General features: G+C 54.6%; 16 protein-coding genes and 1 tRNA gene. 7 read left to right on the top strand and 10 right to left on the bottom strand.

From position 1 onward, the window contains the following. Position 1 precedes the first annotated feature (1 nt). The 3 genes from VHE34_RS20765 to VHE34_RS20755 form a co-directional block, all read right to left on the bottom strand. Positions 2 to 970, bottom strand: a complete 969-nt coding sequence (locus tag VHE34_RS20765) for an SRPBCC domain-containing protein (RefSeq protein ID WP_325591340.1) — start codon at positions 968 to 970, stop codon at positions 2 to 4. Further along, positions 967 to 1287 (bottom strand): metalloregulator ArsR/SmtB family transcription factor, encoded by a 321-nt coding sequence (locus tag VHE34_RS20760; protein WP_325591338.1) that lies wholly within the window; start codon positions 1285 to 1287, stop codon positions 967 to 969. The genes VHE34_RS20765 and VHE34_RS20760 overlap by 4 nt, the downstream gene beginning before the upstream one ends. Positions 1288 to 1380: 93 nt before the next feature. Next, entirely contained in the window at positions 1381 to 2346 is a 966-nt protein-coding gene (locus VHE34_RS20755; protein WP_325591336.1) for a GlxA family transcriptional regulator, read from the bottom strand. A 123-nt stretch (positions 2347 to 2469) separates the two neighbouring features. On the opposite strand from VHE34_RS20755, the gene VHE34_RS20750 reads away from it, so the two are divergent. The 5 genes from VHE34_RS20750 to VHE34_RS20730 all read left to right on the top strand — a co-directional run bounded on the left by VHE34_RS20750 (position 2470) and on the right by VHE34_RS20730 (position 8030). Continuing rightward, on the top strand, positions 2470 to 2796 hold the full coding sequence (locus VHE34_RS20750; protein WP_325591334.1) for a VOC family protein: 327 nt from the start codon (positions 2470 to 2472) through the stop codon (positions 2794 to 2796). Positions 2797 to 3195: 399 nt separating this feature from the next. Beyond that, on the top strand, positions 3196 to 5823 hold the full coding sequence (locus tag VHE34_RS20745; RefSeq protein ID WP_325591331.1) for a sigma-54-dependent Fis family transcriptional regulator: 2628 nt from the start codon (positions 3196 to 3198) through the stop codon (positions 5821 to 5823). Between the two features lie 147 nt (positions 5824 to 5970). After that, positions 5971 to 6726 (top strand): SDR family oxidoreductase, encoded by a 756-nt coding sequence (locus tag VHE34_RS20740; protein ID WP_325591329.1) that lies wholly within the window; start codon positions 5971 to 5973, stop codon positions 6724 to 6726. A 62-nt stretch (positions 6727 to 6788) separates the two neighbouring features. After that, complete coding sequence (locus tag VHE34_RS20735) at positions 6789 to 7058, top strand: hypothetical protein (protein WP_325591327.1); 270 nt, start codon at positions 6789 to 6791, stop codon at positions 7056 to 7058. Between the two features lie 9 nt (positions 7059 to 7067). Further along, positions 7068 to 8030, top strand: a complete 963-nt coding sequence (locus VHE34_RS20730; RefSeq protein WP_325591325.1) for a hypothetical protein — start codon at positions 7068 to 7070, stop codon at positions 8028 to 8030. A gap of 125 nt (positions 8031 to 8155) precedes the next feature. On the opposite strand, the gene VHE34_RS20725 is transcribed toward VHE34_RS20730, so the two are convergent. From VHE34_RS20725 to VHE34_RS20710, 4 genes are all read right to left on the bottom strand, one after another. Then, positions 8156 to 8242 (bottom strand) — tRNA-Ser (locus VHE34_RS20725). A gap of 62 nt (positions 8243 to 8304) precedes the next feature. Continuing rightward, the gene (locus VHE34_RS20720; RefSeq protein ID WP_325591323.1) at positions 8305 to 9072 is read right to left on the bottom strand and encodes a TatD family hydrolase; all 768 of its coding nucleotides are present in this window, start codon (positions 9070 to 9072) and stop codon (positions 8305 to 8307) included. A gap of 365 nt (positions 9073 to 9437) precedes the next feature. Continuing rightward, complete coding sequence (locus VHE34_RS20715; protein WP_325591320.1) at positions 9438 to 10067, bottom strand: polysaccharide deacetylase family protein; 630 nt, start codon at positions 10065 to 10067, stop codon at positions 9438 to 9440. A 32-nt stretch (positions 10068 to 10099) separates the two neighbouring features. Beyond that, on the bottom strand, positions 10100 to 11047 hold the full coding sequence (locus VHE34_RS20710; RefSeq protein ID WP_325591317.1) for an ARPP-1 family domain-containing protein: 948 nt from the start codon (positions 11045 to 11047) through the stop codon (positions 10100 to 10102). Positions 11048 to 11087: 40 nt separating this feature from the next. Here VHE34_RS20710 and gltX point away from each other — a divergent pair, with 40 nt between their 5' ends. Both gltX and VHE34_RS20700 read left to right on the top strand, forming a co-directional pair. After that, positions 11088 to 12767, top strand: coding sequence for a glutamate--tRNA ligase (gene gltX, locus VHE34_RS20705; protein WP_325591315.1), 1680 nt, complete (start codon positions 11088 to 11090; stop codon positions 12765 to 12767). Between the two features lie 16 nt (positions 12768 to 12783). Then, the gene (locus tag VHE34_RS20700) at positions 12784 to 13641 is read left to right on the top strand and encodes an enoyl-CoA hydratase/isomerase family protein (RefSeq protein WP_325591313.1); all 858 of its coding nucleotides are present in this window, start codon (positions 12784 to 12786) and stop codon (positions 13639 to 13641) included. Between the two features lie 117 nt (positions 13642 to 13758). Here the strand turns inward: VHE34_RS20700 and VHE34_RS20695 are convergent, their stop codons facing one another. From VHE34_RS20695 to VHE34_RS20685, 3 genes are all read right to left on the bottom strand, one after another. After that, positions 13759 to 14163, bottom strand: a complete 405-nt coding sequence (locus VHE34_RS20695; protein ID WP_325591311.1) for a hypothetical protein — start codon at positions 14161 to 14163, stop codon at positions 13759 to 13761. Positions 14164 to 14250: 87 nt separating this feature from the next. After that, the gene (locus tag VHE34_RS20690) at positions 14251 to 14898 is read right to left on the bottom strand and encodes a hypothetical protein (protein ID WP_325591309.1); all 648 of its coding nucleotides are present in this window, start codon (positions 14896 to 14898) and stop codon (positions 14251 to 14253) included. 4 nt (positions 14899 to 14902) lie between these two features. Beyond that, the gene (locus VHE34_RS20685; protein WP_325591307.1) at positions 14903 to 15394 is read right to left on the bottom strand and encodes a sigma-70 family RNA polymerase sigma factor; all 492 of its coding nucleotides are present in this window, start codon (positions 15392 to 15394) and stop codon (positions 14903 to 14905) included. Positions 15395 to 15522 lie beyond the last annotated feature (128 nt).

Genomic DNA, 15522 nt, shown 5'->3' with positions numbered 1-15522 from the left:
CTCAGGGTTTTGTTTGATAATTGACAAACCAGTTGATCCCAAAGCGATCCGTGAAGGAACCGAAATACGAGCCAAAGAACATATCCTCTAAGGGCATCTCGATGACGCCGCCGGCAGACAGCTCGTCAAAGATACGTTTTGCCTCTTCCCGGGACTCGGGCTCGATGCTGATGTGCATATTATTACCCTGGGTCAGGGTGAAGCCCATCTCCTTTGGTGCATCCGTTGCCATCAGGACATGGTTGCCTGTGATGGGCAGCTCGATGTGGAGGATCATTTTCTTTATCGCATCGGCAACCGGAGGATGGTCGGTTTCCGCGGGGATGTCACCGAAACGTTGGATACCTTTTCCGCCGAATTCGGTGCGGAAGACGGACCGGTAGAACTGAAAGGCCTCTTCGGTATTCCCGTCAAAGTTAAGGTAGGTACAAACCCGGGCGGTGTTGCTTGTCTTTGCCCCCCGCCAAAGGCGGAAGCGCTCTTCCAGATACCGATCGAGGTTTTCCAGGGCCATGGTAAACCCTTCCTTAAAGCCCATAGAAATGATCTTTTCAACATCGGCAAGTGTTTTATATTGAATGGTGATATTGACCTTTGTGCCGCCGGCGCCGGGGTTAAACCGGTTGTTCCACTGTGCGCGGGGGAACTCCGTATTGATCTGCCCCATCTCATCGCAGAAGGCGTCCAGGCCGGAAAAGCTTTTATGCAGGTCGATGGCCTGGTAGTCCGCACGGCACCAATGCGTTACATTTTCCGGCGAGATCATCGCGTAGAACCAGGTACCGCCTTCGCGGAAGTCCATCGACTTTGTTCGGGTCCGGTAGGGTTTTGGCGCCCACCATTGGTCCAGTAGTTCGGGGCGGGTCCAGCAGTCCCAGACGGTTTCGAGGTCGCCGGCAAATTCACGTTCCACATGGATGGTGTTGTTGTCCTTGTTCACAGTGAAATCAAAGTGCAGGTGAGGAGTCATTTTTTTGCTTTTTTTATGGTGGACAATAGGTTATCAAGCTGGCTGAAGCGGGTTTCCCAGATCTTTCTGAACTGAGCCAACCAAACGTCGATCTCTTTCATTTTTTCGATTTGGAGTTGATAATAGATCTCGCGCCCTTCGTGGGCCTTTGTCAGCAATTCGCATTCCGTCAGGATGCGGATATGTTTGGAAACCGATTGACGGGTCATGTCGAAATGTTCGGCAATGGCGTTGGGCGTCATGGACTGGACGGCGATGAGTGCGATGATCGCCCGCCGGGTGGGGTCGGCGATGGCTTGGAATATGTCTCGGCGCATGGAATGGCCGCCGGCTGGTTTTAAATATGCAGCCAATCGGCTGCACAAATATATACGCAACCGTTCAGCTGCGCAAATTTTTTTGGAAAAATTTTACCCGGCGTATTTTTTCCGGTAGTCGACCGGGGACAGGTCGGTGAATTTCTTAAAGATCTTTCTGAACGCGTCGAGGTCATTATACCCGGTCTCGTAGACGATCTCATTCACCGTCTTTCGACCAGCCTCGAGGTGCTTTTTGGCAAATTCGACCTTAACGCGCTGGATATATTCCGCGATGGAATTGCCGGTGCATTTCCTAAACTTTCGTTCAAAGGTCCTCCGGCCCACGGCCAGCCGTTCGCAAAGGCCGTCTACCGAGTAGAGCTCCGTCGGATTGTTCTCGATGAATTCCTGGGCCTTCAGCACCTGTTCATCCCCATGACGCTTTTGCCCCATGAAGATGACGAAAGGGTTCTGGCTCTTACGCTCGATATCGATCTCGAACATCTTGGAAGCCAGGATGGATATATCGCGGCCCAGGTGTTTTTCCAGAATGTATAGCACCAGGTTCAGGTAGGAATAGCCGCCTCCGCAGGTGTAAATCCCCTGTTCGTCGGTGATGATCGAGTCGTCGATGACGACCACTTCCGGGAACAGGGCCGTGAATTCATTCTTTGCCGCCCAATGGACCGCGCATTTCCGGTCGTTGAGCAACCCGGTGGATGCCAGGAAGAAGGAGCCGACGCAGAGACAGACGATCTCCGCCCCACGCCGATATCGATCCACGACCCAGTCGCGGTATCCCTCGTTCCGGGCGACGGCTTTTGGAAAGTCTCCGCATAGCAGCGGCAGAACGATGACGTCGGTCTTCGTTACCTGGTCGATGGTTTTATCGACGTGGATCGTATACATGCCATTAGACAGTTCCATGGTCTTTTCAGTTCCGGCTATCTCCACCTGGTAAAAGGGGGGCTTGCCCTGGTAGCGCATGAAGTCGTTCACCCGGGTAAAGATCTGGTGGGCGCTATCGATGCTTGTCATTGTCGCGTCATAAAGCGGGAGGATGGAAACGTGCTTCATTTTATGGGGCTTGTCTGTTACAAATGTAAGCAACCGTGGTGTCGCGATCAACCGGTTAGATTGTCGCAGTTACCCTGAGTCCGGAGCGTTTGGTGGTTTTAGTTTTGTGGAAAATCTACGAAAATGAAATCCATCGAGATCATTATGCTGCCCGTCAAGGATCAGAAGAAAGCAAAAGAATTTTATCTCAGTCTCGGTTTCCAGGTGGTGGTCGAGGCTCCCGGCGCCCATGGCGACACCTGGATACAAATGGGGCTTCCCGGCGGCGAGACAACCCTCTCTCTTGCCGGTTTTCATGCGATCCTTTGCGAAACCGCCGATATCGAAGCCGAGGTCAAGGCGCTTGCTGCGAAGGGGATTGCGGTAGGGAAGATCGATGAGACGCCCTGGGGGAAGTTTGCCTGGATAAAGGATGCCGATGGGAACAGTTTGTGCCTGCATCAAAAATGAGCGTTTGTCCCCGGGCCTGGGGAATTTATTGCTCAACGCTGAGCTCAAACGGCGGTGGAGGTCTGGCTTAAGGTTTGATCACGACCAATCAAACTTTAACTATGAAACTGTACCAAAACCGCCCGCTATGCGCCCGGGGCCGCCACCTATCTCCAGGATTGTACCGGCATCTTCGAAGGCTATGGCTGGTCCTGGTGTTACCATGCATACCGGGAAGCCAAGATTTGGAACCTGGAATATGCCGATACACCGAAGACCGACAATGCGCATCGCCAGCTATCGCCGCCGACGGATCGCTATAATATAGTGGTGGGGAGCGGGTTGAGCCTGAATCAATAGACCGTTGGCCTCCGATTTCAACCGAACCAATCCTCATCATTTGGGGTTATCTTTGCCAATATGAAGAGGACGGAATCTGCGACACCGGAGTTACCCATTCTTTCCAAAGCGGTGCTTGAACAGGAGAGGAAGATGTTGTTGGACCTTGGCCACGACATATCCAGCGTCCGCGACCGGGACGATCTCCTTTTTCTTTTCTCGCGCCGGCTCAAAAGTCTCTTTTATTTTACGCATACCATTGTCACGCTTATCGATCCGGGTGAAGAAACCTATACTCCCTTCCTGCTGGACCACGAGAACTCCCCTATCCGGAACCATCCGCTGTATCAACAGCTGGTGCACTCACATTTTCCGCTCAATGAACCATTCATACAGGCGGCGCTTGCCTCGGAAGACCCGGTCTCGTTTCGCCTTGAGGAGATCGTCGACGAGCCGCAGAGTCCGGTGTTTCTCCGGGTCAACTATGAGGAGGGCGTTCGGGAAATATTGATCACCCGGCTGATCAGGGAAGGGAAGCCGATGGGATTTGTCCATATCCACAGCGATCAGCCCGGCAGCTGTACCCCCGAGTTCAGAAGCGTTATCAAGGGGATCGCGCCGCAGCTCTCGGGTTGCGTCGCCAATATCATCAAGAACGAAGAGATCGTCAACCAGGAAAGGGAAAGATCCTTTCTCCTCGATTTCAGCAGCGATATCGCCAAGGTCCGGACAAAGCATGACCTTGCCGTTGCCGTCCGCACTTCCCTTAACAAGCTCAACGCCCTCAAGGGATATGCCATCCGTAAGATCAACGAGGATGGGTCGGGTCTAAGCGCATATATCTACGACCCGGGAAATAGCCGGCCGGACAAAAGCGATCTGGACCGGCTGGTAACCACCAGCATCCCGATCAACGACGGGCTTCAGAAGAGGGTGCTGGACAGCGAAATCCCGGTGCTGTTCGATGTAGACCGGGAGATCCATCGCGGTCTTTCGTCCCCTTATCTGCAGTATTGGAAGCGGGTAGGATATAAAACGACGGTAGGCATCCGCCTTCGCAATGCGGGGATCAATCTGGGTATTTTGTGGTTGGGTACTGAAGAGGTCAATATTTCTTTGCTGCAGGGCATTTGCAGCCAGATCTCCGTGGCCATGGCCAATATCATGGCTAACGAGCAGGTGACCAAAAAGCAGGAAGAGCAGGCATTTCTCCTGGATTTCAGCAGCGATATGACGCAGGTACGGACCCGGGCCGAGCTACAGGAGGCCATCTTCCGGGTCATCGATGGGACGTTGCACACCAAGCTCGCCATGATCCGGGTCATCGACGACGACGGGATCCATCTCAACCCCTTCATGTCCGACCGGACGCTGTTCAAACAGGCCGGGACCAACTATGATAAGATGTCCGTCAACCGGATCACCATCGACGAGCCCTACACCTCGCGGGTGCTGGCCAGCCGGGATGGGCTGGTGTTCAATGTCGACGAGGAGATAAAGGACGGTAATGGCTATGCGCGTCTTTGGAAGACCACCGGGTTGAAAAACATGTACGGCCTTCCTTTACGGGCGAGCGACAAGAATATCGGCACCATCTGGCTGCTGGCAGACCGGCTGAGCAAGCTGATGGTAAGGGGTATCTGTTCGCAGATCTCCATTGCCATCGCCAATATCCAGGCGAATGAAAAATTGCTGGCTTATAAGCAGCAGCTGGAGGTCGAGAACAGCTATCTGAAAGAACAGATCAATAATTTCTCCGAGATCATTGGCAGCGGTCCGGCGATGGCCGATGTCTACCGCCTGATGTCGGTGGTGGCCAGCACCAATTCCACTGTGCTGGTGTTGGGAGAGACCGGCACGGGGAAGGAATTGATCGCCCGTGCCATCCACAACGCTTCCCCGCGAAAAGACAAGCTGATGGTGAAGGTGAATTGCGCCGCGCTGCCGGCTAATCTTATTGAAAGCGAGCTGTTTGGTCACGAGAAAGGCGCCTTTACAGGCGCCATCGATCGCCGCATCGGGAAATTCGAGCTCGCCAACCACAGTACCCTTTTTCTCGATGAGATCGGGGAGATGCCGCCGGAGGCGCAGGTAAAATTGTTACGGGTTTTGCAGGAGCGGGAGATCGAGCGGCTGGGCGGCAAACAAACCATCAAGGTCGACGTGCGGCTTATTGCCGCTACCAACCGTAACCTGGACCAGGAAGTAAAGGCAGGCCGGTTCCGCGAGGACCTGTTCTATCGCCTGAACGTATTCCCGATCCATCTCCCACCCTTGCGCGACCGGCCGGAAGACATCGAATCACTGGCGAATTTCTTTGTCGCGAAATACAGCCGCAATTCCGGCAGGAACATCAAAAAGATTTCTCCAAAGGTGCTGCACCAGCTTCGCAGCTACACCTGGCCCGGCAACGTGCGGGAATTGGAACACCTCATCGAACGCAGCATCCTGCTGACCTTTGGCGACACCTTAACGGAGGTGCATATCCCAAAAGGCGGGGGCCTGGAGGTCCAGGGTGCGGCACAGCTGGCCAACCGATCGCTGGAAGAGGTGGAACGCAGCTATATCATCGAAGTGCTCCAACGTTGCGGCGGTAAGATCTCCGGGGCCGGGGGCGCCGCCGGGATATTACAGATCCCGGGCAATACCCTGCATTCCAAAATGAAGAAGCTGGGTATTTCCAAGGCCGACTACTTCCCGGTCGGATGACTCCCTTTATATGATGAGGACTTTCGACTTTTCACTTTATTTCGTGAAAAACCGATTGTCGTTTTGGGTGTTTTCCTTTGATCTTCAATAATTTATTTTTTTGGCATCGGCTTGGTCCTTATTCCTGTACATCAAAAATCTCAAGTTATGAAAATCGTTGTCATCGGAGGCACCGGCCTCATTGGAACCAAGGTTGTCGCCAGGCTGCGCAGCCGTGGGCATCAGGTTATTGCCGCCTCTCCCAATACCGGCATCAACACGCTCACGGGTGAAGGACTGGCGGAGGCCCTGGCCAACACCGACGTGGTCGTCGATCTCGCCAACTCTCCCTCGTTCGAAGATAAAGCCGTGATGGAATTCTTCAAGACTGCGGGCGCCAACCTGCTGGCGGCCGAGATCAAGGCCGGAGTCAAACATCATGTTGCTTTGTCTATTGTGGGCGTTCTGCTGATGCAGGACAGCGGTTACATGCGGGCCAAGAAGGCACAGGAAGACCTGATCCTTCAATCCGGTGTGCCTTATACCATTGTCCGGAGCACGCAATTCCTGGAATTCATCAAAGGCATTGCCGACCAGGCTACGGACGGCAATGTGGTGCATATCTCGAATGTTCAATTCCAGCCGATCGCTGCCGACGATGTGGCGACCTTTGTTGCGGAGGCTGCGCTGGCCGCGCCTGTCAATGGGGTGACCGAGATCGCCGGACCGGAACGCTTTATGATGCCTGAGATGGTCATTCGTTTCCTGGAGGCTACCGGCGATTCGCGTAAGGTGGTGCCCAATGATCATGCGCAGTACTACGGTGCGCAGATAACGACTTCCTCGTTGGTACCGGCAGGGAAGGCGAGACTTGGGACGATCAATTTTGACGCGTGGTTGGCTGCGCAGACGCAGCATGCCTAGGATATTTGGGGTCTGCCGCAAGCGGCAGACCCCTTTTTTCTCACAACAAAAGTCAAAGCGAAATGGAAAACAAAGAATTGCTTGGCAAAGATCTGTCCGACCTGCAAAAGAAGGGCTATACCGAAGACCTTAATTTCCTTGAAACAGAGTCCTGCGGTCTTTATGGCGGCGACCTGGATATCCGGCTGAACCCGGATGCCTATCATGTCGATGAGATCGACAGGATCGGGGAGGATGGCCAACCTGATTCCGGGGAGGTTGTTTATGCCATCACGATCGTCACCGGGGAGAAGGGCATTATCGTGGAAAAGCCGGATTCCGAAACGCATTAAACCTACAATATGTACCGGACAGCCATCAGGCCGGATATCACCTCCGTGCTGGGGGAGCTTGCGGGGACTATCCAGGAGCAAAGCGTTCCTGTAGAGCAGTATCTACGGCAACTCAGGGCGCATCAGATGGTCAACCCTTTTCGGCACCCGGGGGCTATTCGAATCGCCGATGCGATCCCCGAGGAGTTTCTGGGAAATAAGGGGATCCGCCGGGTGATCGTTGATGAGGTCGGTGTTGCGGCAGAGGACGCCTCCGGCATTCTCGGCCGCTGTTCGCTTGTCGAGCTGGCGGATTGGACGGAGCTGGTGGACAACGGCGCCTGGGACAAGCTTTATTCTACCTGGATAAAACCTCTCGGGAAGCGGGATTTTCAATTCATCTTTCATCTTGGCGATGTCGCGTATAAGCCGGTCTTTGGGATCGATGAGGTGCTGGATATTATTGGCGATTATTCTTCCCGTGGGCGGGTGACGCTGATGCTGGATGGCCATGAGGCGGATACGCTTTGGTGCAGGCTGAATGGGCGAAATCCCGGCGCCGGGGATTCGGGTGCGACGGCGCGCGTTTCGAGCGAGTGGGCTTCCTTTGCGGCGGCGCGGGGTTTGACGGCGCGGGATTCGGGTGCGCGGGATGTAGTTGTCCGGGATTGCACGCCACAGGATCGATGGCTTTCTCTTTTCAATACGATGAGCATCGATTTCCTGATCGTTTTGCAGGCCGGTCATGCCGTACAGTTCTCGCGGGAGGGACAATTCAATTTGAACGGTCCGCCACCGGTCGGCATCGGCGGGGTTATCAATGGGCGGATCCGGTTTAGCGCCGGTTATCAACTGGGCTTGTTACTACGGCTCGATCCTCAGCATTGCTGTGTATTGGGAATGGCGGTTGCCGGGGCGTATGGGAAGTTGGCGTCTGGGTCCGGTGCGGAATTGCTGGTGGAATATTTGCGGAACTGGATCCCGATCAACTGAGGCGGGGGGATTAGCTGCGCGCGGCTTCGCCGTGCTCGCTGGTCCCATGTGGGGGCAAGCCCGGCTCGCATTCGCGCAATAAAAAATGCCCAGCCTTTGGCTGGGCACTGTTGAGCTTGTGTTTGCGGAGAGAGCGGGATTCGAACCCGCGATACCCTTTCGAGTATACACACTTTCCAGGCGTGCTCCTTCAACCACTCGGACACCTCTCCGGTTGAATGATCGCGGGCGATTTGCCGCCCGCGCGAGGGCTGCAAAAGTACGGCTTCCGGTCCTAGTTTCCGAATATTTTTTGTGCATTTTCCGTTGTCACGCGGGCCACCTCTTCAACGGGCAACCCCTTGACTTCGGCCAGCTTTTCGACGATATACCGGAGGTAGCTGCTCTCGTTGCGCTTGCCGCGGAAGGGCACGGGCGCCAGGTAGGGTGCGTCGGTTTCGAGAACGAGCCTTTCCAATGGGATGTCGCGGATAGCATCGCCAAGGCCGGAGTTTTTGTAGGTCAGCACGCCGCCGATGCCGAGGTAGAAACCGAGATCGACGATCTCTGCCGCGGCATTGGCATCGCCGCTGAAGCAATGGAAGATGCCGCGCAGAGCGCCTTTTTGATGCTCGCGGACCACACCGATGCTTTCTTTCATGGACTCCCGGGAATGAATGACGATCGGGATGCGATGGCTTAGGGCCCATTCTATCTGGCGGTGGAAGGCGGTATATTGCTCTTTTTCGAAAGTCCGATCCCAATAAAAATCCAGCCCGATCTCCCCTACGGCGACCCAGGGCCGGCGGGCCAGCCCGGCCTCCACGAACGCCAGCTCCGTCTCCCAGTCCGCCTTTACATGACAAGGGTGCAAGCCGGTCATCCCAATGCATTTGCCGGGGTAGCGGGCCTCCAGCGACAATAGGGCTTCCTGGCAATGGCGGTCGATCGCCGGAAGAAAAAATTTATTAACACCTTCTTTCTCAGCGCGTTGTATAACCTCCTCAATGTCCCGCTCAAATTCCTTGCTATATAAGTGACAATGGGTGTCGATCAGTACCATGACAATTGCTTTCCAAATTGAGTACAAATATCCCCAAAACCCATGATTTCGACGATGCTCATTTTATGAAAGCGCCTTTGCCAAAAGGCTCGCATTCCGCGGAAACATGGAGTGGACGCGGGTGGGCGGCAATAAATCGGCGGCGTGAGAAGGGAATGAAATGGGTGGTAAAAGGCCGTAATCCAGAAGATTCGTCAGGTCAGACTGACTAAATATCTTTGCACAGTTCAAAAAAAGATTTACCTTTAAACCAGTTTTCATAGGGTACGGATTAAAAACGGGCCAGGGTGTCTACCCAGGCCCAATTTTATTTTAGCAAAAACCATTCCCCTGCCCCATTTTCCCAGTACGGGAATCCGGCCGCCTCAGGATGGCGGTATCCCTTCAAAGCGATATCCCTTTTTGTAAAAATGCTCCAGCACTTTCGGCAGCGCTATGCGCAACCGATCCCAGGCTTTCTCGCTGTCGTGAAATACGACGATCGAACCCGGCCGCGCATGGCGGATCACATTGCGCATACATCGGTCTCCATCCACTGCCCGATCGAAGTCGGCGCTTAGCACTTCCCACATGATGATCTTGTAGTTGAACGGTGGCTTGCGGAGCAGATCGGACTGGAAGGGGCTGATGCGGCCATATGGGGGGCGAAACAAACCGGAGTCGATCTGCTTCGCTGCCTCACGGATATCGTCGACATATTTCCGATCGTCCGATCTCCAGCCGTTGAGATGATTCTGCGTGTGGTTCCCGACCCGATGTCCTTCCATCAATACCCTGCGATAGATCTGCGGATATTCCTGTACGTTCTTCCCGATGCAAAAGAAAGTGGCGGTGGCGCCGTATTCCTTCAACTGATCGAGTACGAAGGGTGTGACCACGGGATGCGGGCCGTCGTCAAAGGTCAGATAGAGGACCCGTTCGTTCACCGGGATATTCCAGACAAGCTTCGAATAGAATTTCTTCAGCCACCAGGGCGAACGTACGAGATAAAACATACGACAATATAGTGGATTTTAGGGGACCCGCCTCAGGGTACCGGGGTCTCCTTCGTGAAGGTATTCACATGGATGACGCGCCCATCCTGCCGGAAGATCTTCCCTTTGTCCTTTACGAACTCTTGCTGGCTCTCTTCATCCTTGAGCAGGTGATCCATATACCGCTTCAACGGCGGATCCTTTAGCGTCACGGGCAAACCCGAAGCCATCACATCATCGATATATCCGTGGAGCAGTGGGTCCAGCTGTTGGTAGAAAAGGTCCGTCCCATCGAAGATATCCGTGCCGATGATCTTGTCCCCGGTAATGGCGACAAACCCTACCACATTGCTATCCGTCTTCGCGAATTTGTCCATGAAATAGCGGAAGTATTCATCATGTGCGGCGAGGTATTTTTTGTCCTCATAACGGGAAAGATAGGCGAGGGTTTTGTTCTTGAACGCCCCTGCCAGCAGCTGCCGGTCTACCTCCCGCCAGATGGACACCTGGTTCCCTGTCGAGTCGAGCACCTTGCGCAGGTGCGGGTTGGCGAAATTCCCATACGTGAACTTCTTTTCTTTGTTGCTCCAGCGCTCCTCCTCGACGCACATCACGGGAACATATTGGTCCTTTTCCATCGGCCGCAGGATGGTGTCGCGGATGATCATCCGGTCCTGGCGGCCACCCGCGACGATCTCGCCACCCGAAATATAAATAGAGCTCTTGCCATGGGTATTGAATCGCAGCCAGTGGACATTCTCGAAGGAGGTTGTCCCGCGTTCGGTCACCGTTACCAGACCCTTTTTCATGGCCTGGTTGAGTGGCACGATATCGGCATTCCGATCCATCATCCCCGCCCCCGCCTTGCGCCGGATAGGGATGATCTTTAGGTGCTTGAACTGCCAGGCGCTGTCATAGTCCACGAATAACGTTTCGTAGGTAAGCTGGGCGGAGGCTGCCCCGACGAGGAAAAAAAGGCAAAAGGTCAAGAGAAATTTCACAATCGGCGATTTTTTTTTAAACAATGTACCTTTGCACTCTATGAGCAAAAAAGTCAGAGTACGGTTTGCGCCAAGCCCCACCGGTGGACTACACCTCGGCGGGGTCCGGACGGTTCTTTACAACTATCTGTTCGCCCGCCGTCATGGAGGCGATTTCATCCTCCGCATTGAAGATACGGATCAGGGCCGGTATGTACCCGGCGCAGAGGAATATATTATCGACAGCCTCAAATGGTGCGGCCTCGAGCCCGACGAAGGTCCTCATAAGGGCGGCCCCCACGGCCCCTATCGCCAAAGCGAGCGCAAGGCCCTTGGCCTCTACGACAAATATGCCCGCCAACTGGTCGATCAGGGGCATGCCTATTATGCCTTCGACACCCCGGAGGAGCTTGAGGCGATGCGGGAAAAGTACAAGAGTGCGGACAATCCTTCACCCCAGTACAACCATACCCTGCGCAAGAAGATGCGCAATTCCCTCTCGCTCGACCCAGCGGAGACCCAGCGGTTACTGGCCGCCGGCACCCCGTATGTCATCCGCATCCGGCTGGAGCCGGACCAGGAGGTTCATTTTACGGATATGATCCGGGGCGAGGTGCGATTCTCCACGACCGGTGTCGACGACAAGGTACTGCTAAAAGCCGATGGCATGCCTACGTACCACCTGGCTGTCGTTGTGGACGATCACGGGATGAACATCACCCATGCCTTCCGGGGCGAGGAGTGGCTGCCCAGCGCCCCTGTTCATATCCTTCTGTGGCGCTATCTTTTCGGCGAAGATAAGATGCCGCACTGGGCGCATTTCCCGTTGATCCTGAAGCCCGACGGCAATGGGAAGCTCAGCAAGCGGGATGGCGACCGGCTGGGATTCCCTGTCTTTGCCATGAACTGGACCGACCCCCGCTCCGGCGAGCCGGCCACCGGGTTCAGGGAAACGGGATTTTTACCCCAGGCCTTTGTCAATCTCCTCGCGCTTCTCGGCTGGAATGACGGAACGGGCCAGGAGATCTTTACACTAACCGAGCTGGTCGACCGCTTTTCCCTGGACCGCGTCCACAAGGGTGGCGCCAAATTCGACTTCGAGAAAGCCAAATGGTTCAACCACGAGTGGATCAAGAAGCTCTCCGCCGTGGAATATTCGGACCAGGTGGCTCCGCTGTTTGCCGCCGCGGGCATCACCATCCCGCCCGCCGATCTGGAACGCCCCGGGGGAGAGCCCGAAGTGCCCATTATACCGATCTTCGCCGATCCTTTGGCCGATATCACCGGGCCGCCGCCCTTCGACCTGGCAGCCTATGAGTCCGTGGTCAGAGCCGCAACGCCTGTGCCCAATCGTTTTGAAACCATCCTCGACCTGGTCAAAGACCGTTGTACTCTTTTGCCCGATTTCGTCGGCCAGGCCGGTTTCTTCTTCCAGCTCCCGGCGACGATGGATCTTGACGCCGTCAGACCCAAATGGAATGCCGCCAAAGACCTCTTCTTTGCCGAATATATCCGGCAGCTGCAGGTTGGCGGCGAGCTGACCGATCCGCATGCGCTGGAGGCCCAGTTCAAGGAGATGGCCGCAGCGGCGGGTATCAAACCCGGCGAGCTGCTGATGCCGTTGCGGATCATGCTCGTTGGGGGTAAGTTCGGTCCTCATGTCTTTGACATTGCCGTGATGCTCGGGAAGGAAGAGACCATCCGGCGGATCGGTCATACGCTAGGTCTGCTCAAAGCCTAAAAAAAAATACCATTTTATGTATAAAACCTTACACACCGATCTCACCGACAGTATCTTCACGGTTACGATCAACCGCCCGGACAAGCTGAATGCACTCAATAAGGATGTGATGTCCGAGTTGTCCGAAGCCGTCGACGAGATCTATGAAAATGAGGAGATCCGCAGCGCCATCATCACCGGCGCGGGAACGAAGGCCTTTGTTGCCGGCGCCGATATCTCCGAATTCCTGGGTCTCACGCGTGAGCAGGGCCAGGCCCTTTCGGCGAAGGGTCACGATCTTTTCTTCCGCATTGCCTCCTGCCCCAAGCCCATCGCTGCTGCGATCAACGGGTTTGCCCTTGGCGGCGGACTGGAGTTGGCCATGGCCTGTCATTTCCGGCTTTGTTCCACCAATGCGAAGTTTGGTCAGCCCGAGGTCAATCTTGGACTCATCCCGGGTTATGGCGGTACGCAGCGGCTTACACAATTGATCGGTCGCGGCCGCGCCATCGAGATCATGCTTTCGGCCCGGTTGGTGGAGGCGACGGAAGCGCATGTCATGGGATTGGTTAACTATATCGTTGAAGAACAGAACGAGCTGCTCACCAGGACCCGGGAGTTGCTTTCTATTATCAACGAAAAAGGACCCTTGGCCGTGGCCCGTATCATTGAGTGTGTGAACATCGCCGCCGGCGATGGCGCCTTTTTCGGATCGGCCGCTGTTTGGGAGGCGGATGCTTTTGGGGGTGAAACGCGGGTTGAGGAAGGCGGCGCGGTGCGTAATGGCTTTCAGCGCGAGCAGGAGGCTTTTGGGGAATGCTTTGGGACGGAGGATATGAAGGAGGGGGCGAAGGCTTTTTTGGAGAAGCGGAAGGCGGTGTTTACGGGGAAATGAGCTGCTTCGCGGGCTTGAGCCTTTGCTTTGCGCCTTGCAGACTTTATTGAAATAAAAATGCCTGATTGCTCAGGCATTTATTTATTGGGTTGTGCAAGGCGCAGGCTTCAAGGTGCATCAGATGGCTGCCGAGTAGCGCAGGTAGCTGCTGTCGATCGGGATCCAGGGCTCGATGTTGCCCAGGCGCCGTTCGATCAGATCGAGGCGCATGTCGATCACGGTCAATCGTTTTTCGATCGCGGTGAATCGGGCTTCCATCTTTCTTTCAAGAATGTCAACCCGTCTTTCGAGGATGTACATCCTCTTTTCCATGGCATCCATCCGCTTTTCCATGGTGTCCATCCTGGATTCCAAAACACCCATCCTTTTTTCGATCCGGTCGAACCGCGTGTTCATTTCGGTTCTCAGCGATCCAATCTTTCGATCCATGCTGTTCTCCAGACCGGTCTTGAGGGACTCGATCTTTCTATCGAGGACATGCTCAAATAGCTGAACAATCCTCGCTTCTTGTTCCTGGTTCATATAATAAGGGTTTTATAGTACAAAACTACCAAAAAGAGAGAAGCCGACTCGAAGAGCAGGCTTCTTTTTTCTGATGCGGTCCACCGGTCAGACCTCTTTCCCCCATTCTTTTGCCTCGCGGATGAAGGCCCGGGCGCGAGCGATCGTCTTGCCGCCTTCGTTATCAACCATCTGTTTGACCCAACCTTTTTTTCCGGCGTTGTGCACCGTCACGGTCCGGTAGACCCAGATGGTCACCACCACCGCCGCGCCGGTAACGATCGCCTGCGTCACCCAAAATCCCAGGCCGGCAGTAGCCAGTTGCTGCTTTGTCACAAAGAAAAAGGTGTACACGGGAGTCTGCAAAAAGCCCACACGCAGGGTCTGAACGATCGTCGCTTCCAGGTACGCCAGTTGCTTCTGCGTCCCCAGGATACTGTCGCTCATCCGGATCTGGAGGATAATCAACAGCTGCACGATGTACCCGCCGACGGAATATCCCGTACAGCACAGCACCACTATCGCGGAAGCGACGAATACCGGCTCGGTCCGAAACTTCCACATCAAGGTCCCGACGACGACATTCCAACCGATCCCCAGTGCGATCATCATAAACTTAAAAGCGATCTGCCAGTTGAAGGCCCGGTGCACTTTTTGTGTGCCCAGCTCCGTCATCAGCCGTTGGTTCAGCTCCATCGATCGCTCCAATTTGGCGTCATACGCCTTCCACAATTGCTGAAATTCATCCGTACTCATACATTCAAGCGTTAATTGTTTTGAATTCTTGTTTCAAACGGCCCTTTATCCGGCTTAGCTTCGTGGCCACGTTCGTCTCCGAAATTCCCAGGATCTCCGCGATCTCCTTATAGGGTCGTTCTTCCAGGTAGAGGATAATCAGGGCCTTGTCCAATTCGTTGAGCTCGCGGACAAATCGTTGCAAGACCTCGATCCTTTCCTCCAGCACCTCGTTTGCCGGTTCATCGGCAAAATGCGCCTCTGCGTCCAGGGCAACGGTAACGCCGCTTCGGTTGGCCTTCCGATAAAAGGAGATCGCCACATTCAATGCAATCCGGTACATCCACGTAGAGAATTTTTGGGTTTCGTCAAATCGTTGCCCCGATCGCCATAGCTGATATACCATCTCCTGCATCAGGTCTTCCCGGTCACCGGAGGTCCGGCAATAGGAATTGCTGATCTTATAGAGGATCCCCTTGTTATCCTGTATGCGTTGCAGTAGATCGTTCGGGTTCATACCCAATTATTCGCCGGAAGGTCCCCAAAATCACTCTTTTTCGAAAAAAAATTTCAAATATGGCAAAAAAATGCGAACTGCGAAATCAGGCTATTTTCGTGTAGATTGGATGATAGTCGTGTAAGATT

The organism is Puia sp., from assembly GCF_035546395.1.
In the GTDB taxonomy this organism is placed as follows: domain Bacteria; phylum Bacteroidota; class Bacteroidia; order Chitinophagales; family Chitinophagaceae; genus Puia.
The sequence above is the reverse complement of the archived record's forward strand: the minus strand, read 5'-3'. Positions and strand labels throughout refer to the sequence as shown.